This window comes from Mycobacterium sp. 1274761.0, from assembly GCF_001668615.1.
In the GTDB taxonomy this organism is placed as follows: domain Bacteria; phylum Actinomycetota; class Actinomycetes; order Mycobacteriales; family Mycobacteriaceae; genus Mycobacterium.
This window is the reverse complement of sequence record NZ_LZMC01000102.1, coordinates 1-18,269: the sequence shown is the minus strand read 5'-3', so window position 1 is coordinate 18,269 and position 18,269 is coordinate 1. Positions and strand designations below refer to the sequence as shown.

At 63.6% G+C, this 18,269-nt stretch carries 19 protein-coding genes; 6 read left to right on the top strand and 13 right to left on the bottom strand.

Going from position 1 to position 18,269, the window contains the following annotated elements; translation table 11 throughout:
* Nucleotides 1-44: 44 nt before the first annotated feature.
* Nucleotides 45-1,217, top strand: a complete 1,173-nt coding sequence (locus A5651_RS20630; RefSeq protein ID WP_369803983.1) for a cytochrome P450 — start codon at nt 45-47, stop codon at nt 1,215-1,217.
* Between the two features lie 12 nt (nt 1,218-1,229).
* On the opposite strand, the gene A5651_RS20625 is transcribed toward A5651_RS20630, so the two are convergent.
* Entirely contained in the window at nt 1,230-1,697 is a 468-nt protein-coding gene (locus A5651_RS20625) for a hypothetical protein (RefSeq protein WP_066985261.1), read from the bottom strand.
* A 332-nt stretch (nt 1,698-2,029) separates the two neighbouring features.
* On the opposite strand from A5651_RS20625, the gene A5651_RS20620 reads away from it, so the two are divergent.
* Nucleotides 2,030-3,472: a wax ester/triacylglycerol synthase family O-acyltransferase gene (locus tag A5651_RS20620; protein WP_066985258.1), complete on the top strand. Its 1,443-nt coding sequence runs from the start codon at nt 2,030-2,032 to the stop codon at nt 3,470-3,472.
* On the opposite strand, the gene A5651_RS20615 is transcribed toward A5651_RS20620, so the two are convergent.
* Genes A5651_RS20615 through A5651_RS20580 form a run of 8 tightly spaced genes read right to left on the bottom strand, consistent with a single transcriptional unit; the run spans nt 3,432 to nt 10,162 of the window.
* Entirely contained in the window at nt 3,432-4,037 is a 606-nt protein-coding gene (locus tag A5651_RS20615) for a TetR/AcrR family transcriptional regulator (protein ID WP_082943881.1), read from the bottom strand. The two genes, A5651_RS20620 and A5651_RS20615, sit on opposite strands and share 41 nt — an antisense overlap.
* Nucleotides 4,038-4,066: 29 nt before the next feature.
* Nucleotides 4,067-5,242, bottom strand: a complete 1,176-nt coding sequence (locus tag A5651_RS20610; protein WP_066985252.1) for a lipid-transfer protein — start codon at nt 5,240-5,242, stop codon at nt 4,067-4,069.
* Nucleotides 5,239-5,691 (bottom strand): MaoC family dehydratase, encoded by a 453-nt coding sequence (locus A5651_RS20605; RefSeq protein ID WP_066985249.1) that lies wholly within the window; start codon nt 5,689-5,691, stop codon nt 5,239-5,241. The genes A5651_RS20610 and A5651_RS20605 overlap by 4 nt, the downstream gene beginning before the upstream one ends.
* Nucleotides 5,688-6,791: an acyl-CoA dehydrogenase family protein gene (locus tag A5651_RS20600; protein WP_066985246.1), complete on the bottom strand. Its 1,104-nt coding sequence runs from the start codon at nt 6,789-6,791 to the stop codon at nt 5,688-5,690. The genes A5651_RS20605 and A5651_RS20600 overlap by 4 nt, the downstream gene beginning before the upstream one ends.
* Nucleotides 6,792-6,804: 13 nt before the next feature.
* Nucleotides 6,805-7,218 carry a Zn-ribbon domain-containing OB-fold protein gene (locus A5651_RS20595; RefSeq protein WP_066985242.1) on the bottom strand — a complete coding sequence of 138 codons (414 nt, stop codon included), beginning with the start codon at nt 7,216-7,218 and terminating at the stop codon, nt 6,805-6,807.
* Nucleotides 7,218-7,793, bottom strand: coding sequence for a MaoC family dehydratase N-terminal domain-containing protein (locus A5651_RS20590; RefSeq protein WP_066985239.1), 576 nt, complete (start codon nt 7,791-7,793; stop codon nt 7,218-7,220). Before A5651_RS20590 ends, A5651_RS20595 begins: the two co-directional genes overlap by 1 nt.
* A gap of 14 nt (nt 7,794-7,807) precedes the next feature.
* On the bottom strand, nt 7,808-8,989 hold the full coding sequence (locus A5651_RS20585) for an acyl-CoA dehydrogenase family protein (protein ID WP_066985237.1): 1,182 nt from the start codon (nt 8,987-8,989) through the stop codon (nt 7,808-7,810).
* Complete coding sequence (locus A5651_RS20580) at nt 8,990-10,162, bottom strand: cytochrome P450 (RefSeq protein ID WP_066985517.1); 1,173 nt, start codon at nt 10,160-10,162, stop codon at nt 8,990-8,992.
* A gap of 282 nt (nt 10,163-10,444) precedes the next feature.
* Here A5651_RS20580 and A5651_RS20575 point away from each other — a divergent pair, with 282 nt between their 5' ends.
* Genes A5651_RS20575 through A5651_RS20565 form a run of 3 tightly spaced genes read left to right on the top strand, consistent with a single transcriptional unit; the run spans nt 10,445 to nt 14,838 of the window.
* The gene (locus tag A5651_RS20575; RefSeq protein WP_066985514.1) at nt 10,445-11,902 is read left to right on the top strand and encodes an aldehyde dehydrogenase family protein; all 1,458 of its coding nucleotides are present in this window, start codon (nt 10,445-10,447) and stop codon (nt 11,900-11,902) included.
* On the top strand, nt 11,899-14,262 hold the full coding sequence (locus tag A5651_RS20570; protein WP_066985234.1) for a CaiB/BaiF CoA-transferase family protein: 2,364 nt from the start codon (nt 11,899-11,901) through the stop codon (nt 14,260-14,262). The genes A5651_RS20575 and A5651_RS20570 overlap by 4 nt, the downstream gene beginning before the upstream one ends.
* Nucleotides 14,263-14,280: 18 nt before the next feature.
* A complete protein-coding gene (locus tag A5651_RS20565; RefSeq protein ID WP_231988766.1) occupies nt 14,281-14,838 on the top strand; it encodes a hypothetical protein in 558 nt (185 codons plus the stop codon).
* Nucleotides 14,839-14,866: 28 nt separating this feature from the next.
* Here the strand turns inward: A5651_RS20565 and A5651_RS20560 are convergent, their stop codons facing one another.
* The 3 genes from A5651_RS20560 to A5651_RS20550 all read right to left on the bottom strand — a co-directional run bounded on the left by A5651_RS20560 (nt 14,867) and on the right by A5651_RS20550 (nt 17,261).
* Entirely contained in the window at nt 14,867-15,340 is a 474-nt protein-coding gene (locus A5651_RS20560) for a MaoC family dehydratase (protein ID WP_066985231.1), read from the bottom strand.
* The gene (locus A5651_RS20555; RefSeq protein WP_066985230.1) at nt 15,337-16,533 is read right to left on the bottom strand and encodes an amidohydrolase family protein; all 1,197 of its coding nucleotides are present in this window, start codon (nt 16,531-16,533) and stop codon (nt 15,337-15,339) included. Before A5651_RS20555 ends, A5651_RS20560 begins: the two co-directional genes overlap by 4 nt.
* A 101-nt stretch (nt 16,534-16,634) precedes the next feature.
* The gene (locus tag A5651_RS20550; protein ID WP_066985226.1) at nt 16,635-17,261 is read right to left on the bottom strand and encodes a cysteine hydrolase; all 627 of its coding nucleotides are present in this window, start codon (nt 17,259-17,261) and stop codon (nt 16,635-16,637) included.
* Between A5651_RS20550 and A5651_RS20545 the strand changes: the two genes are divergently transcribed.
* Nucleotides 17,260-17,748 carry a nuclear transport factor 2 family protein gene (locus A5651_RS20545; RefSeq protein ID WP_231988765.1) on the top strand — a complete coding sequence of 163 codons (489 nt, stop codon included), beginning with the start codon at nt 17,260-17,262 and terminating at the stop codon, nt 17,746-17,748. The genes A5651_RS20550 and A5651_RS20545 overlap by 2 nt on opposite strands.
* A gap of 15 nt (nt 17,749-17,763) precedes the next feature.
* Here the strand turns inward: A5651_RS20545 and A5651_RS20540 are convergent.
* Nucleotides 17,764-18,269: LLM class flavin-dependent oxidoreductase (locus tag A5651_RS20540; RefSeq protein ID WP_156663090.1), on the bottom strand; the 506-nt coding region annotated here is incomplete at its 5' end.

Below are 18,269 nucleotides of genomic sequence, written 5' to 3'. Positions count from 1 at the left end.
CCCCCGAGGTTTCCGGCGACTCAATCGAATTCGATCCGTTCTCGATGGACTTCTTCAACGGGGCTTATGACACCTATCGACGGCTCCGCGACGAAGCCCCCGTCTACTACAACTCCACATGGGACTTCTGGGCTCTGACCCGCTACGCCGATGTGGCGCCCGCGACGAAGGATCACGAACTCTATTCGTCGGCTAAAGGCGCCACCCTCGACATGGTCAAGGCCCATGACGACGCCATTCCGGTGCCCAAGGTCATCATTTCGATGGATCCGCCGGAGCACGAGAAGATGCGCAAGCTGGTCAGCAAGGTGTTCACCCCGCGTGCGATCGCCGCCTTGGAAGGCATGGTGCGCGAAAAGGTGTACGAATGCGTCGAAGCGCTGGATCCGAGGGCTTTCGATGTCGTCGCCGACTTCTCGGCGCTGTTCCCCAACGAAGTCATCACCACGATGCTCGGCGTTCCGAAAGAGGATCGGGAACAGATACGGCACTGGTTGGACCTGCTGCTGCTGCGCCGCCCCGGTGAGATCGCCACCACCAAAGAGGGTTACGAAGCGTCGATGAACACCGGCATCTACTACTACAACCTCATTCAGCAGAGGCGGGCGCGCCCACAGGATGACATGATCAGCCGGCTCATCGAGACCGAGATCGAACGCGACGGTGTGGTGGAAAAACTGACCGATGTCGATATTTCGGGTTTCGCGACGATGCTCGGAGGAGCAGGCGCCGAGACGGTCACCAAGTTGGTGGGAAACGCGATGGTCGCCTTCGCCGACTTCCCCGACCAGTGGCGCAAGCTGCGCGAGAACCGCAGCAAGATTCCCGCCGCAGTGGAGGAGTTGCTGCGCTACGAAGCGCCTTCCCAATACCAGGTCCGCACGAACACACGGGATGTCACGTACTACGGGACGACGATTCCAGCAGATAGCGCGGTGCTGCTGGTGACGGGTTCGGCTACGCGCGATGAGCGGATGTTCGACGACCCTGATCGGCTTGACATCGATCGCGAGCGCAAGATGGGTTTCAATCTGGCGTTCGGCTACGGCGTGCACAGCTGCCTGGGTGCCGCGCTGGCGCGGATGGAGAGCCGCATCGCGCTCGAGGCGCTGCTCGACGTCATCCCCGAGTACGAAGTCGACCGCAGCGGACTGAGCCGGGTCGCCATGTCAAACGTCTGTGGTTGGTCGAACGTGCCTGTGCGAAAGGTCGGCTGACCGCCTTCGCCGTCAGCCGCAGGGGAACGGGATGGCATCGACGGTGCGCCGCTGACCACAATGAAAGGGTTCGACGGCGGCGACGCGCGTCATTGCGCCGACGGCTCGAAGCGCCTCCCGCTTGAACATTTGTGCGGCGGAACTGAGCCGGTGTGTGACATCGCGTCCTGAAGCCGTACCGAGCCATTGCGAGCCGCCCCACGCGGCGACGTCCGCGCTATGGCGCCGCGCCGCGTCGACGACGAGACGCCGGACGTAGGAGTTCCGCTCGTGCAACTCGGCGGCGAAGTAGATTGCGTCTGGCCAGTGCTCGAAGTCTAAAACATCAGGCAGGACGAACGCGTCGACGCCCAGTATGCGTAGCGCCAAGTCATCGTCCAGGGATTCTAGGCCGACCTGCACGATCAGGCCGGCGCGCACTGAGTCGCAAATCAGCCCGCCGCACCATGTAACGAGATCAGCGGCGTCGACTGCCAGCACGAGCAGCCTGTGCGGAGCTGACCGGCGCCGCCCGTGACTGGCTCGCGACGAGCCCGGATGGTTCGAATTCCTAGTGGGAACCGTAGTTACAACTGACACCTGTCTAGACCTCTTGTTGATTCATCACGCTCCCGAATGCAAAGCTGCGCAGCTCGATCGAGAAGCTGATTGCGTCCAGCTTGGGCAGGGGAGCTGTTGATAATGACCACTTCCAATACTGAGAATGCTCATTATTGCACAGACCGAGGATCAGGGTTACGAAGGTCGGATACTCTGGCGGGTTGAGAATTTATGTTCTCAGTTGAGCGAGCTGGTTGTAGGGGAGGTGCACCGTGAAGCGGCTGAGCGGCGTAGATGTCATGTTGCTGTACAGCGAGACACCTGAGATTCAGACTCATACTCTCAAGATCGGCCTGCTCGACGTCCGGCATTTAAGAGGTGGTTACAATTTTGAGGCCTTCCGCAGGATGGCCTATCCGCGGCTGCTCGGTCTGGAGCCACTTCGCTACCAGCTGGTCGACATCCCGAGGAGGCTTCATCACCCAATGTGGCGGGAAAACGCACCTATCGACCCCGACTACCACTTGGAGCGGGTACGGGTGCCCGCGCCCGGCGGGCGGCGAGAGTTGGACGAGCTGATCGGTCAGATCGCCAGTGTGCCATTACACCGCGACCGACCACTCTGGAAGATGTACGTTGCCGAGGGCTTGGTCGGTCATGAGATCGCGGTGATCTGGAAAGTCCACCATGCATTAGCCGACGGGCTGGCTTCAGCCAACATGATCGCCAAGGCGATGAGTGCGCCGGATGCCCTGATCGACGCTGGACTTTCGGCGCGGCCGGACGAATTGCCCACCCGTCGACAACTCATCGAATACGCCATTCGCGACCAGATCACACATCTGATTGGACTTCCCGGCTTGCTGTCGGTCACCGCGCGTGGGATCGTGCGGTTGCTGCGGCGGTCACGCCAGCGACCACGCAACGCACGCCTGAGGCGGCCGCTCAAGCCGCCGCGAAGCTTTATGAATCATCAAGTTTCTCCACAGCGACGCTTTGCGACCACATCACTGGCGTTGTCTGATGTCAAAGTAACGAGTAAGGCACTGGAACTCACTGTCAACGACTTGGTTCTGTCGATGGCTGCCGGAGCGATTCGAAAGCTGGCCCTGCGGTATGACGGTCACGCCGACCGCCCGCTGATAGCCGGTGTTCCGGTCAGCTTCAACCGATCGCCCGACCGCATCGACGGCAACGACGTCGGATACATGACACCTCCGCTGCCAATACACATCTCCGACATTCGGGAACGCGTTCGAACCACCGCCGACGCTGCAGCCGTCGCGAAGGAGAATTTCACGTTACTCGGTCCGACGATGATGGCGTCTTGGCTGAACTATCTCCCGCCTGCATTGTCCCCGGGGTTGTTTCGGTGGCAATCACGACGGTGGAACTCCGGCATCGCTATGAATCTGACTATTTCCAATGTTCCCGGTCCTCGGCAAGCGAGTTCCGTTGACGGCGCTCGTATCACAGAGATTTATTCTGTGGGTCCGTTGGCGGCGGGATGCGCAATGAACATCACGGTGTGGAGTTATGCAGAGCTGTTGACGATCTCGGTGCTCGTGGACGACCGCACTCTGAACGACCCGCATGAGGTCACCGACGCCATGGCAGAGGAGTTCACGGAATTGCGCGGGCTGAGCGCGTACCAGCCGGCTACCCCCACTGCCTCTACGCCCGCCGACGTGTGTGATCGCCGACGAACCCGTTGACGACGTACGGACGCACGAACTCCGCGACCTCGTCGTCGTTGCGCATGTCGACGGTGGGGGACGGCGTGGTGAACAGCGAGAACAGCATTCGCGCGAACCACTCTGTGGCAGAGGGGATGTCGAGATCCTGCCGGACCTCACCGGTCAGCCTGGCGGCCGAGACATATGGAGCGAGGAACTCAGCACACTCCTTGAGCAGGGTGGCCGCGTTCTTGGTCATCATGAGGTTGACTTCTGCTTGGTCGAAGTACGCCTCCGGTTCGACGACTCGACGCGCTTGCGCGACGAAGACGGCCGCCCGAACCAGGCGTCCCTCCAGCGTGCTGCCGCCGTGGCGATCGATGGCTTTTGCCATATTGCGATAAAAGCGCTGCGATGCCGCCTCGGCACAGGCCTCGACGATCGTCTCCTTATCGCGGAAGTACTCGTAGAACGTGCTGCGGGAGACGTCAGCCGCCCTGGCGATGTCGACAATCGTCGTCTTCGCCAACCCGCGGGTGCGGAAGCATGCGAAGGCGGCCGAGATGATGGCATCCCGGGTGTCGACCGCCACAGCGTGTGTCACGTCAGATCCCACCGCACGACATTATCGGCTCACCGGTCGGGTGCCAGGATGAGGCCGCTGGTCGGGACACCGGTACCCGAGGTGACCAGGACGTGTTCGACGCCATCGACCTGGTTGTGTGACGTGCCGCGCACCTGCCGGACGCCTTCGGTGATGCCGTTCATCCCGTGGATGTAGGCCTCGCCGAGCAGCCCTCCGTTGGTGTTGATCGGCATCCGGCCGCCCAGCGAAAGTTCGTCGACCGATACGAAGTCCTTGGCTTCGCCGCGACCGCAGAAGCCGAGCTCTTCGAGCTGGGTGAACACGAACGGTGTGAAGTGGTCGTAGAGGAAGGCGGTCGAGATGTCGTCGGGCTTGAGCCCGGAGTCGCCCCATAGTTTGTTGCCGACGACGCCCATCTCGGGCAGGCCGGTGATGTCCTCTCGGTAGTAACTGGTCATGACCTCGCCGTCGTAGGCCGCGCCTTGCGCGGCCGCGGTGATCACGGCAGGAGGCTTGGCCAGATCCCGTGCCCGCTCGACACTTGTCACCACCATCGCGACGCCGCCGTCGCTTTCCTGGCAGCAGTCAAGCAATCGCAGCACGGGTTCGATGATCCACCGCGATTCTTGGTGTTGCTCAATGGTTATCGGCTTGCCGTAGAACCAGGCGTCTGGATTATTCGCGGCATGTTTGCGGTCGATGACCGAGATCTTTCCGAAGTCTGCGTTGGTCACCCCGTATGTCGACATGTAGCGCTGGGCATGCAACGCCACCCATGCGGCGGGGGTCATGAAACCGAATGGCGCGTACGGCGCCATCCACAGCGGGGTGACGCCGGGTTGCCGCCCGGCGCCGCCGAAGCGAAATCCAGACCGCTCGTTGAACGCTCGGTAGCAGACCACTGCCTCGGCGGCGCCCGTCGCGACGGCCATGGCGGCCTGCATCACGGTGCCTGCCGCCGCCCCGCCGCCGTGCGGGACCCTGGTGAAGAACGACAGGTTCTCGATGCCGACGTTGCGCGCGACCTCGATCTCCTCGTTCTCGTCGACGGTGAAGGTGACCATCCCGTCGATATCGCTCGGGCGCAGGCCCGCATCGTCGATGGCCGCCTTGACCGCCTCGCAGGCGAGTTGCATCTCGGTGCGGCCGGACTCCTTCGAGAACTCAGTCTGCCCGATCCCGACGAGCGCGGCCTTACCGCCGATGCCGTCTCTTGTTGTCATGCCTCGACCCCGTCGAGCAGGCTCAGCACCGCCGTGCCTTTCACGTGGTCGCCAAGGCTGTTGGTGCCCTTGAACGTCACTTCCACCAAGCCCTCGCCGTCGGCGGCCGATTTGCCCGTCACGCTGCCCTCGAACCGCAGCGGATCGTTGGGGTAGGCGGGCACGCCGAGACGGATGGACAGCTTCTTGACCATCGCCTCTGGCCCCGCCCAGTCGTGCAGGAACTTCACGCACAAACCATTGGTGGTCAAGATGTTGAGGAAGATATCCTGGGAGCCTTGCGAATTGGCGAAGTCGCGGTCATGGTGCACCGGCATGTAGTCGCGCGACGCGATCGCACCCGCGACGATCAGAGTCGTGGTGACGGGCACGTCCATCGGGGTGATTTCGTCACCCACGTTGACGGCGTTGTACGCCAGGGTCTGGGTTCGATCGACAGTGGAGGTCATGTGTTTCCTTCCGGGTATGTGCTGCCGAGACGGGCCAACTGTTGGGAGGCGGACCCGAGCGCGAGCTCGATCTGCTTGGCCCACAGGAAATAACGCGACAACGGGTAGGTGACGTCGATGCCCATGCCGCCGTGCACCTGCTGAGCCGAGGCGGCGACACGCGCCCCGGCCTCTGCGGCCCAGAATTTCGCGATCGCGGCTTCGCGGTCGGCGGGCCTGCCTTCGCCGATCAGCCACGCCGCGTGCCAGGTGGTCCAGCGGATGGCTTCGACATCGATGAACGCGTCGGCCAGACGCTGCTGTACCGCCTGGAACGACCCAATGGGCCTGCCGAACTGCTCGCGCTCGGTGGTGTAGGCGGCGGCGAGCTTCAAAGCCCGCTCGGTGACGCCGATCTGCATCGCGCACAGCCCGACGAGTGCCCGGGTGTACAACCTGCCGACGGCGTCGCTGCCCTCGCTGAGCCTGCGGCCGACGGCATTGGTCAGTTCGACCTCGGCGAACGGTTCGCCGTTCGTCGTCTGTACCGGTGTGATCGTCACGCCCTCGGCGTCTGCATCCACGACAAACAGGGCCGGCCCGCCATCCGTTGTCGCCGATACGACGATGGCGACAGCCAGCTGCGCAGCGGGTACCAGCTCTTTGGTGCCGGTCAATCGCCACGTGTCACCGTCGGGACGGCCCGCGGTGCGCGGTGCGGTCGGATCGGAGTTGCCGGACTCGGTGATTGCCGCCGTCAGAATCGTGCTGCCGTCCACCACACCGGGCAGGTAGCGCTGTTTCAGCTCGGAATCCCCATGTCGGGCAATGGTGTCCGCGCCCAGCACCAGCGTCGCGTAGACGGGCACCGGCGCGACACTCCATCCGACTTCGCTCAGCAGAACCCCGAGTTCGAGGAAGCCGCCGCCCGATCCGCCGACGGAGTCGGGTAGGGCTATTCCGAGCAGGTCGGCTGCGGCCAGCTCCCCCCACAGCGCAGCATCGTAGCGAGTGTCACCGGCCTCCAATTCGGTGAGGTGCTCCGGTGTCGCGCGGCTCTCGAACAGCTGTCGGGCTACCTTGGCGACGGTCTCTTGCTCTTCGGTGAACGTGAAGTCCATTGTCTGCCTTCGGTTATCGGGCGGGCCGGAACTGGTGCAACACCAACTCGTCGCCGCTCGGCAGGGCTTCGAAGGTCTCGTAGAAGACCTCCACGGGCATTCCGACCTCGATGTCGCCGGGTTCGATATCGCACAGATTGGACACCAGCCGAACGCCTTCGTCGAGTTCGATCAGCGCTACCACATACGGGTATTGAAGGAACGGTAGCGGGGGGTACTGCGGCATCACGAAGCTGTACACGGTGCCGCGCCCCGTGGATATAGCGTAATCCCAGTTGAGCGACTGACAGTTGCCGCACATCGGCCTGGGTGGGACGCGCAGGGTCTGGCAGTCGGCGCAGCGCTGAATCCGGAGCTCGTGTTCTTTGAGACCCGACCAGAAGAACTCGGTGTCGGGACTGATCGAGGGTGCGAGCCTGGTAGCCATCAGTCCCCAGCCGTTCCGGCGGGGGCCCCGCCCGTCTTAAAACGCAGAGTCCGGAACCACTGCCGACCGATGACGTCGCCGTGCTGGTCGCGGTAGGTGGTCACCCAGGTGACGAAGAAGCCGTCGCCCATCGCCGTCTTCTTCTCGTCCGAGATCGAGTCGAAGACCGTCTCGGCCGAGATCTCGTCTCCGACACGGGGATAACGCTCGATCTCGAATTCGGAGTTGGTGGCGATGATGCCGGTGTAGCCGGCGTCGGAGAGAAACTGCAGAGGGTTCGTCTTGATCTCGATCGGAACACCGCCGCGCTCGTGAATACCGGCGAGCTTCGGCGGAGGCATGGTCCAGCTCTGCAGCATCACCGGTGGAGAGACCAAGCCGCCGTAACGCGAGTTCTTCGCGAACTCGGGGTCGAGATAGGCCGGGTTCATGTCGTCCAACGCATAGGCCCAGTGTCGGATCATCGCGGCGTTCACCGGATCGGGGGCACGCGTCGGCTTGCCGACTCCGTCGGTGGGTGTACCAATCAGCGCGTCGAGGCGTTCCCGTAGTTCGCTCTTCGCATTCTCTGTCACCTGGATGTGTCCTTTCAAGAGGCGCGCATGTCTCGGGGTGCCCGGGGCATCCCGAGACCGGCCATTGCGATGATGTCGCGCTGCAGTTCATTGGCGCCGCCGCCGAAGGTGTTGATGACGGCGAGGCGGTAGGCGCTTTCCAGTTCACCTCTGAGTGGGGCGATCGATCCCTTCAGGGTGCCGGCCTGCCCGACGATGTCCAACAGTTCGCGGGCCACCTGTTGGGTGAGTTCGGTGCCGAACACCTTGGCGGCCGAAGCCTCGCCCATGCCTAGCGCACCGGACCCCATGTTGGTATTCACCCGGAGGTTGAGCAGCCGATACGCCGCCACCTGCGCCTCGACCCGGGCCAGCGCCTGCTGAACCCAGGGCGCATCGATCACGACTCCGTCGTCGAGCGGTGTCGTCCTTGCCCATTCGAGTGTCTTGACGAACAGCGGCTCGAGCGCACCGAGGTTGCCCAGCGCGGCGCGTTCCAGGTTCAGCTGGTTGGTCACCAGCTTCCAGCCCTGGTTCTCGCCGAGAACGATCGCGCTCTCTGGCACTCGCACGTCGTCGTAGAAGGTGTAGTACGTCTGCACGCCGGGCATGGTCTTCAGCGGCTTCCACGAGTAGCCGGGGGAGTCCGTGGGAACCATGAACAGCGTGATGCCCTTGTGCTTCTTGGCTTCCGGGTCAGTGCGAGCGGCCAGCCAGATGTAGTCGGCGAACTCGGCGCCGCTGGTGAACATCTTGGCGCCGTTAATCACGAACTCGTTCCCGTCGCGCACGGCAGTCGTTCGCAGGGATGCGAGGTCGCTCCCCGCGCCGGGTTCTGAGTAGCCGATCGCGAAGTCCACCTCACCCCGCAGTATCGCCGGCAGGAATTTCTGCTTCTGCTCCTCGGTGCCGTACTGGATAAGCGTCGGCCCGACGGTGTTCAGCGTGATCATCGGCAGCGGCGCGTTCACCCGGCGCGCTTCCTCACCGAAGATGTACTGCTCGAGCGCCGTCAGCCCGTGGCCTCCGTATTCCGTCGGCCACGCGACGCCGAGAAGCCCTGCCGCACCGAGCGCTTTCCGGCACTCGATCATCGCGGCGCCGCCTTCCGTCAGGCCGGCGACCGCTTTTCGCCGCTCGGGCGTCATCACGGCCTCGAGCCGCTCGCGGTAGTCCTTGCGGAGCTGCTCCTGCTCGGTTGTGTAGTCGAAGTCCATCTAGACGCTCGCTCCCATTCGTACCGGCATACGTTTGACACCGGGCACCATCGTGGCGCGCAGCCGCGTCACATCGCCGGTCAGTTCCATCGACGGATAGGAACCCAATAGCACCTCGAACATCACCCGAGCTTCCAGCCGCGCAAGCTGTGCGCCAAGGCAGGCATGCTCTCCCGCGCCGAAAGCGATGTGCGGGTTCGGATTTCGAGTGATGTCGAACTGTTCGCTGTTCGGACCGAAGACCTCCTCGTCGCGGTTCGCGGCACCGTAGAGCATTACGATCTTTTCGCCCGCTTTGATCTGCTGTCCGCGGATCTCCACGTCTTCCGTCGCCTCTCGCGCCATATGGGTCACCGGGCTGGTGTAGCGCAGCATCTCCTCGACGGCGCAGGTAAGAAGCTCAGGGTTTGCGCGCAGCAGCGCGAACTGGTCAGGGTGATCGAGCAGCGCCTGTGTTCCGAGCGCAATCAGATTGCGCGTGGTTTCGTTGCCGGCGACCAGAAGCAGGAAGGAGAAGTTCAGCAGGTCGGCATCGCTGAGGCGCTCGCCGTCCACTTCGGCCGCGGCGAGGATGCTCAGGAGATCGTTCTGACCGGCGACTGCACCGGATCGTCGGGCTTCGATCAGCCTGGTGAAGTACTCGTAGAGTTGGCCCAGCGCCACCACATTGTCCAGTTCTATGTCCGGGTCAGCGGTGCCCACCGCGGCGTCGGACCACGCCCTGAACTGTTCCCAATCCTCGGGCGGCGCACCCAGCATCTCGGCGATCAGCCGCGTCGGCAGCGGAGCGGCGATCTCCTCGGCGAACTCGTACTCGCGGGACGGATCGACGTCGTCGAGGATGCCTTTTACAATCTCGCGTACCTTCGGCTCCAGCAACGACACCTGACGCCGCGTGAAGCCCGCGTTGATGAGCTTGCGCAGCTGTCGGTGCCGCGGGGGGTCGGTGAAGATCAGGTTGCCCTCCTGCACGGGCTCGGGCTGTGCCGGATCCGGAATGCTGATGCCCTTGGTCGACGTGAACGTCAGCGGGTGCCCTGAGACGTACCGGATGTCCTCGTATTTGGTCAGGGCCCAGAAGTTCATGACGTCGTTCCACACGACGGGAGTGCCGTTCCGCAGTACCCGGTAAGCCGGGTACGGATCACCAGCGTAGAAGTCCGGCGAGTGCAGCGGTGTCGAGGACGTGGGTCGGGACGGAGATTCTGTGGGCAATGCAAGCCTTCCTCGACGCACCGGGGCGGATCAGACAAATTCTGTAGAAATGTCCGGTAATGTTCTGTTTACCGCACATGCATTGCCCGTGTCAACGTGTGTTTACCCTGGTAAATGCGTTCTCACATTGACGTTGTCGATATCGCGGGTGTACACAAATATTCATATTGTCGGATGAATCCGTGCGCACATCGCATCGCCCTGCACGGTGTGGTGGACGACAGGAAGCGAAGTGAACTGATGGCCGAGCCCAGCCTCGTCGACAGCTATGGGGTCTATATCGACGGCATATGGGTCGAGCCGGACGGCGGGCGATACGACGTCGTCGATCCCGCTACCGAAGACGTGATCGCGTCCGCGCCCGACCCGAGCCTGACACAGGTCGACCAGGCCATCGTCGCAGCGCGGACAGCGTTCGATTCGGGTCCGTGGGCCACCGCGGATCCGTCCGAACGGTCGCGCTGTTTGCAGCAGCTGAGTGAGGCGCTGCTGGCGCGGGCCGATGACTTCTACGCGCTGGCGCAGACGGAATGGGGATGTACAGCAAACGAGCGCCTGATCCAGATCGAGGGGCCGGCCTTCATGGTGGGCCGTGCCGCAGAACTTGCGCTCGAGCCTGTCGAGGAGCCGATCGATGCCTGGGGTGCCGCAGGGACGACGCTGCTGCGTTACGAGCCGCTCGGCGTCGTCGGGGTTATGACACCGTGGAATTTTCCGCACACCTTGAACGTGATGAAGCTGCGCGCCGCGCTGGCGGCGGGCAACACTGTCGTGCTCAAGCCCTCGCCATTGACCCCTCTGGCCGGGCTGGCGCTCGCCCGAATCATCGACGAGGAGACCGACATTCCGCCGGGCGTCGTCAACGTCGTCACACCGAGCGGTCTTGAGGGCAGCAAGCTGCTCACCCTCGATCCCCGTGTCGACATGGTGAGTTTCACCGGGAGTTCGTCGGTCGGACGAGATGTGATGGCTGGCGCGGCCGCCACGATGAAGCGGATTCTGCTCGAGTGCGGAGGCAAGTCGGCGTGCGTTCTGCTCGACGATGTCGATCTGACGGACGAACTGCTCGAGCGTCTGCTGTTCGAGGGCTGCACCTTGCACGCCGGCCAGGCCTGCATTCTCAATAGCAGGCTTGTCGTTCCCGACGGTTTGCACGATGAGGTCGTCGACAGGCTGGTGGCGCTCGCCGGCAAGGTCGCGGTGGGTGATCCGCGCGATGAGGCCGTCGCGATGGGCCCGCTGATCAGCGGCCAGCACCGTGACCGCGTCGAGGGTTTCGTCGAACGGGCGGTATCCGACGGTGCCACCGTTGTCGCCGGCGGTCGCCGACCTCAGAACCGGGACAAGGGTTTCTACTTCGAACCGACGATCGTGACCGATGCGTCACCCGCGTCCTACATCGCTCAGGAGGAGGTGTTCGGTCCGGTCATGACGGTGCTGCGCTATCACGATGACGCCGACGCCGTGGCGATTGCCAACAACTCGGCGTACGGACTGGGCGGTGCGGTGTGGGGCACCGACGTCGACCGTGCGCTCGCCCTCGCGCGTCAGATGAGAACCGGCCAGGTGTCGATCAACGGGACAATCGCAGGCGACGCTCCGTTCGGCGGATTCAATCAGAGCGGCATCGGTCGGGAGAACGGCATGATGGGGTTGCGTGCGTACATGGAACCCAAGGCGATCGGAGTGCCGGCGTGAGCGCAGCGCTGTCCGGCCTGCGTGTCGTCGAGCTGGGCACTGAGATTGTGGCGCCCTATTGTGCCAAGCTGCTCGTCGACCTCGGCGCCGACGTCGTCAAGGTCGAGACGCCATCCGGTGACCCGCTACGCAACTGGGGGACCGCGAGCGGTTTGTTCGAGTATCTCAACGCTGGAAAGCGGGGTCTGACAATCGATCTCGAATCCCACCGCGATGTGTTCCAGGGATTGATCACACAGGCCGACCTGCTAGTCGAGAATCTCGCAGCCGGAGCGGAGTCCCGGTGCGACTGGGGTATCGATCACGACAGCCTTCAACGGATCAATCCGAATCTTGTTGTGGTTCGCATCTCCGACTACGGCCAAGAAGGACCGCGATCGCAACGCCAGTCGACGCCGCTGACGGTTCAGGCCGCTTCCGGATGGGTGAATACGCGCGAGCCCGGGCGGCCGCCGGTTCAAGCCGGGGCGCGCATTCCCGAATACATAGCCGGCGGCTACGCCGCTTTGGCTGCTTTGACGGCGTTGCGGGTTGCTGCGGCAGGTACCGGTCAGGTCACCGAAGTCGATGTTTCGGCATTCGAGGCGCTCTTGTCGACACTGCCCTACCCGATGCTGATGGCGGCGCGATTGAAAAGCATGGGCCTGCCCCCGAATTCAAAGGCCGGCCCGATGCTCGGCATAGTTCGTGCTGCAGACGGCTGGATCGGGATCAATTGTCTGACCGGTCAGCATTGGCTCGACGTGTGCGCAATGGTCGGGCTGCCGGAGTTCGGCCAGCATCAGATCGCGGTCATGCTGGGCGGGCCTGAACGTGACGAGTTCTTCGACAAAGCGCAGCCGTGGCTCGAGTCGATGCCCGTGGCGGACCTTGTCGAGTTGAGCCAGGCGATGCGAATTCCGGCGGCGCCCATCAACGACGGCTCATCGATCCTGGACTGCCCGCAATACCGCGACCGTGGGTTCTTCATCGAGGGCGACGCCGCGGGCGCGCGCTTCGTGCGACCCGGTGCGCCGTTCCGGTTGGCCAGGACGCCGGTCGGGGCTCCGCGGCCGGCGCCGGTCCGGGGCGTCGGTGCCGTCGTCGGCTGGGATGAGCGCGGTGAGGCGCCGCAGTCATCCGCCCCCGAGCACATTGCCGCACCGTTTTCGGGCCTGAGAGTGTTTGACCTTTCCACTTTCTGGTCTGGCGCCTACCTCACGATGTACTTGGGTGCGTTCGGCGCAGACGTCGTCAAGGTCGAGTCGATCCAACGTCCCGATGGACACCGGTATTCGGGTTCGCTGCTCCGCAACAGCGATGCCTGGTACGAGATCGGTCCGATGTGGCAGGCCACCAATCTCGACAAGCGCGACATCACCCTTGACCTCACCTCGGATGCCGGCCGCAAACTGGCATTGCAGTTGGCGGCCGAGGCCGACGTGGTGGTCGAGAACTTTTCACCGCGGGTCGTTGAGCAGTTCGGTCTCGACTACGACTCGTTGGTCAAGGTTAACCCGGATGTGATCATGGTGCGCATGCCTGGCCTCGGCCTCGAAGGACCGTGGCGCGACTACGTCGGGTGGGCACTGAACTTCGAGCAGGTGTCGGGAATGTCGGCGGTCACCGGCTACCCCGACGGCCCACCCTGCAATCTGCAGGGGCCCGCGGACCCGGTCGTGGGAACACATGCCACCGTTGCGCTCCTGGCCGCGCTCGAACACAAGCGCAAAACCGGTGAGGGCCAACTCATCGAGGTCGCACAGATCGAGGTCGGCGCCGTGGTGACGGCGGAACCTGTCATCGAAAGCTCGCTCACTGGCCGAGTGCCGCAACGAGAGGGAAACCGGCACCGCAGCTACGCCCAAGGTGTTTATCCGGCGGCCGGCGAAGACGAATGGGTGGCGGTCTCCATTCGCGACGATGCCGACTGGAAGGCCACCCTCGACGTCATCGGCAGGCCCGAACTCGCCGACGATCCCCGGTTCCGCACGGTGGAGGCGCGTCGGACCAACAACGATGCGTTCGACGAGGTGTTGCGGCAGTGGACAGCATCACGCGACCCGGACGAGGCCGCCGATGCACTGCGTCGCCGCGGTGTGCCTGCGGAGCGGCTACTGACCGGCGACCGCATGTACGACGTCGACCAGCTCGACGCGCGGGGCTTTTACACCGAACTCGAACACCCGCTTTCGGGTCGGCAGAGATACCCGGGCTGGCCGTTCCGGATCACTCCGGGACCGGCCGACCATCATCGAACCCCTTCTCCGACACTCGGACAGCACAATAACGAGGTACTCAGAGAACTCGGCCTGTCGGACAACGAGATCGACCAGCTACGCCAGCAGAAGGTGATCGGCGACCGCCTGCTCAACGCTTAGGCGTGCGCCGAAGAGGGGATGAACGAGATGACCGCCGATCGCATCGCTCTCCATCGAAGAATGGCTCGGGCCAAGTGGGAAGCCTATGCGAAGGCACACGAAACGAACCACGTCACATACGGCGGCGAGTGGATCTACGCCTCTGACGCCGTGATGATGTGCCCTCTTTTCAACGGTGGAGCGCCGCAGCCGATGGCCGAACTGTTCTCGGAGGCAGTTGCAACGGCCATGGCAGAGCATGCGCCCGATGGAGACATGCTGACGCCGGAGTTCCGCATGTGGTGGAAGTACATGCCGGACTTCCGTCTTGTTTCCCCATTCGAGTGTGTGGCCGCTGAATGGGGCTTCGCTGTCCGAGACGTTTACGCGGGGACCCTCCGTGATGGGACAGTGCTGGGGCTGCACGAGTGGGATTACGTCTGGACAAATGAAGATGGACACATCGCACGATGGGACTGGTTCGTCGATTCTCGCGAGTGGGACCCGTTCCTGGCACTGATCGGGCTCGAGCCCAAAGGTCTGACTTTCCAGGACTACACAGTGAACTTCCTGCGCCGGGGCGGCAGTGGGGGCTGACCTTCCGACGTATCGTGTTCCCCCGCAGCTATTCCATCATCGCCGCGATCGTGTCGACCACGCACGCCGGGCGGTCGGATCCCTCGACCTCCACCGTGACCCGCACGGTTGCGCGACCGCCCTTGTCATTTCGCTCAACCGTGATCAATTCCGCGCCCGCCCGGATACGCGAGTCGACGGGCACGGGGCCGGGGAACCGTAGCTTGTCGACGCCGTAATTCACCTGCATCGACAATCCCGTGACGCGGTAGATCTGCTGCACCAGAAGCGGAACCAGTGACAGCGTGAGGTATCCGTGCGCAATGGTCTTCCCGTATGGACCTTTCGCGGCCTTCTCACGATCGACGTGAATCCACTGATGGTCGCCGGTCGCCTCGGCGAACAGGTCGATCTCTCTCTGGGTGACCTGTCGCCAGTCGCTGTAGCCGAGATGCTCGCCGGTGTGCGCCTCGAAGGCGGCGATTCCGTCGTACAGCTTCGGTGCAGTGGGCGCCTGCGTCATGCCGGAACCTTGTTGAGTCCCAACTGCTTGATCGCGTTGCCGCCCATGATCTTCGCTTTCGCGGTGTCGGACAGGCCGTCCAACCGGTCGACGAAGCTGAGCGGATCGCCGATGCCCTCGGGATGCGGGAAGTCGGAGCCGAACATGACGTGGTCCTCGCCCATGATGTCGACGATCCCCTTGACGTCGTCCTCCAGGAACGGGTGGATGTAGACGTTGCGTTTGAAGACCTCGACCGGGTGCTCGTCGAACTCCTTGGGCATGGTTCGGTAGGCCTTGTCGAGCAACCGCAGCAGGTTTCGCACCCAGCCACTGCCGTTCTCCACCACAAAGACTTTGAGATCGGGGAATCGGGACAGCGCGCCGTGGCAAATCAGGGCCGCCAGGGTGTCCTCCATGGCGCGGAACCCCATCACCACCTCGCGCAGGGTGCTCGTCTTGAAGGACAGGTATTCGTCACCCCCCTCCCACTCCATCAGGTGCTTCTGGTAGCCGCTGTCCGAGGCGTGGAAGGTCACCGGGATGTTCGCGTCGACCACCTCCTGCCAGAAGGGATCGAACTCCGGCAGGCCCATGGATCGCGATCCGCCGAACCGGCTGGGCACCGGAGCAGGACGCACCAGGAAGGTCTTCATGCCGCGCTCGAGGCACCAGCGGAACTCTTTGATTGCCTCGTCGACGAGCGGGAGGCAGATCACCGGAGTCGCGAAGATGCGGTCGTGGTAGTTGAACGTCCAGTGCTCGTGCATCCACTCGTTCAGCGCGTGGATGATCGCGTGGGTCAGCACGACGTCATCGGTGGTGCGCTCCTCGATGAGACTGGCCAGGGTGGGGTACATGACGCACTGGTCGATACCGAGCTCGTCCATCAGCTCCAAGCGCGGCGCCGGCTCCTGATAGGCCGGGATGACGTCCATTGCCTCGCCGATGAACTCGCGGAAGTTGAGGCCCTCGGGGTTGTTGCCGAGGAAGTAGTCCTCTGCGCTGCCGGGTCGTGCCACTCGCTCGAAGGTCGGGTTGGGGATCATGTGGCTGATGTGATCCTTCACCACGAGCTTCGGCCGTCCGTTCACCTCGACGTAGCCCACCTTGCCCTTGTGCTCCTTGGGCAGGTACTTGAGCAAGGCTTCTTTGGTCTCGTACATGTGATTGTCGATGTCGAAGACCGGATACGGCAAGGACCGGTTAGACATTGTGGCTGATCCCTTCGTCAGAGCAGCGGATATGACCGTTTACGCCATGTGAGAACGACGTTATCATTTGATGTTGGCGACATCTATACGCGGCTATCTGCTCAGCCGGCCGACCACGTCTCGAGCACCGCGTCAGTGGTTGTCACCGTCGCGAGCAGAGACAGCGTGTTGTCGATCACCGACTCCGCATACTCGCGCGGAAAGCCGCTCACCGCGTCGCGGGGGAGCACGAACTGGTAGCCACGGTTGACCGCGTCCATGACGAAGTTCGTGATGGCCACGTTGACGGAGACGCCGACGCCGACAATGGTCCTGATGCCGAGGTTGCGCAGCACCGAGTCCAGGTCGGTACCCGTCATCGGTCCAACACCGTGCGTGCGGGTGAGCACGAGATCGGTTGGCTCCGGCCCGAATTCGGGTAGCACAGACCCTCCGGCGCTGCCGGGCGTGAGATCGGCGGAAAACGACTTACCCGCTGCGAAGAGCCTAGCGTTGGTGTTTGATCCGCGTCCGTCCGGACGCCTGTTGATCAAGCAGTGAACCACCGCGACCCGCGCAACCCTGGCAGCGGCGAGCAGCTTCGCGATGTTCGGGATGGCCTCCCGTCTTGCCTCGTCGGCGAGCATGGGCAGACCGGCCTGAGGGCCGATCACACCACCTTGGCACTCTTGTGTGACCAATGCGGTGCTGGTCGGATCGAGCAGGTCAGTCAACGTGGGCTGCTGCATGAGAACAGACGTTATCGTGTGTCGCGAACCGGGTTACGAATTCCCGGCAAAGTCAGGAGTCGCGATGGAGACCTGGGAACTCATTGTCCGCGAGTCGGTACGTCAGACGCTCGCGGACTACACCGCCGCAACCGACAGGTTCGATCTCGGCGCGCTGGCCGCGTGCTTCGGCCGTGATGGCGTCCTGGAATTCACCGGCGGCGCCGATCCGCTCACCGGGCCCGCCGAAATCGAGTCGGGACTCGCATCGGCGATGGCCGATCCACCTTCGAGGAAGGTGCCGACGCACATGCGTCATCACGTGTCGAGCATCTGCTTCGAGTCGGTGGCCCGTGATCGGGTGGAGGTCAGCAGCTACTTCGCCGTGCACACCGACGTCGGACTCGACCACTGGGGGCGGTATCGCGATGTGCTGGCACCCATCGACGGCCGTGGTTGTTCGCGCACCGTCGCATCAGAGTCGACGGTTTCGCCCCCGACAGCCTGATGGGCCCGGGCCGGCTCACGGAGCGATGAACTCCTCGGCGAAAGCGTGCGCGCGGTCAATGACCTCTGCCCTTGTGGCGCCGTGCGGCGCGATGGTCAGCCAGGTCACTCCCATCCCCTCGAGGCGTGTGATCGTCGCGTGCCGCTGGTCGGTCGAGACGCTGTCGTCGAGAAGATTGCCCGCCGAGAAGCAGATGTCCAGCGGCTCGGCCCGGCCGATCTCGGCCGCGTACTTCTTGGCCCACGCGATCGCCGACTCCAACTCCTCCAGCGTAGAGATCTCCGCGGTTCGCGACGCCGTCGCGTAGCCGAACGTGTTGAACGGTGCCCAGCCTTGGGCGCGCGAGACCGCCCGCCGCACCGCGGGCTTGCTGTTGCCGCCGACCCAGATTGGCGGAGGCGTCGCAGGCACGGGATACAACCGCACACCGCGTGCGGTAAAGGACGTGCCTTCGTACGCCACGTCCTCTCCGCTCAGTGCCTTGGTCAGGACGTCCAGGGCCTCGTCGAGCAGCGCTCCGC

What these genes read in the sequence shown, in the direction of transcription:
- A5651_RS20585 (WP_066985237.1), bottom strand. Translation starts at nt 8,989, where the DNA reads ATGGACTTCGACTACACAACCGAGCAGGAGCAGCTCCGCAAGGACTAC.
- A5651_RS20565 (WP_231988766.1), top strand. Translation starts at nt 14,281, where the DNA reads ATGAACGAGATGACCGCCGATCGCATCGCTCTCCATCGAAGAATGGCT.
- A5651_RS20600 (WP_066985246.1), bottom strand. Translation starts at nt 6,791, where the DNA reads ATGGACTTCACGTTCACCGAAGAGCAAGAGACCGTCGCCAAGGTAGCC.
- A5651_RS20595 (WP_066985242.1), bottom strand. Translation starts at nt 7,218, where the DNA reads ATGGCTACCAGGCTCGCACCCTCGATCAGTCCCGACACCGAGTTCTTC.
- A5651_RS20550 (WP_066985226.1), bottom strand. Translation starts at nt 17,261, where the DNA reads ATGCAGCAGCCCACGTTGACTGACCTGCTCGATCCGACCAGCACCGCA.
- A5651_RS20605 (WP_066985249.1), bottom strand. Translation starts at nt 5,691, where the DNA reads ATGACCTCCACTGTCGATCGAACCCAGACCCTGGCGTACAACGCCGTC.
- A5651_RS20555 (WP_066985230.1), bottom strand. Translation starts at nt 16,533, where the DNA reads ATGTCTAACCGGTCCTTGCCGTATCCGGTCTTCGACATCGACAATCAC.
- A5651_RS20545 (WP_231988765.1), top strand. Translation starts at nt 17,260, where the DNA reads ATGAGAACAGACGTTATCGTGTGTCGCGAACCGGGTTACGAATTCCCG.
- A5651_RS20560 (WP_066985231.1), bottom strand. Translation starts at nt 15,340, where the DNA reads ATGACGCAGGCGCCCACTGCACCGAAGCTGTACGACGGAATCGCCGCC.
- A5651_RS20610 (WP_066985252.1), bottom strand. Translation starts at nt 5,242, where the DNA reads ATGACAACAAGAGACGGCATCGGCGGTAAGGCCGCGCTCGTCGGGATC.
- A5651_RS20575 (WP_066985514.1), top strand. Translation starts at nt 10,445, where the DNA reads ATGGCCGAGCCCAGCCTCGTCGACAGCTATGGGGTCTATATCGACGGC.
- A5651_RS20630 (WP_369803983.1), top strand. Translation starts at nt 45, where the DNA reads ATGGACTTCTTCAACGGGGCTTATGACACCTATCGACGGCTCCGCGAC.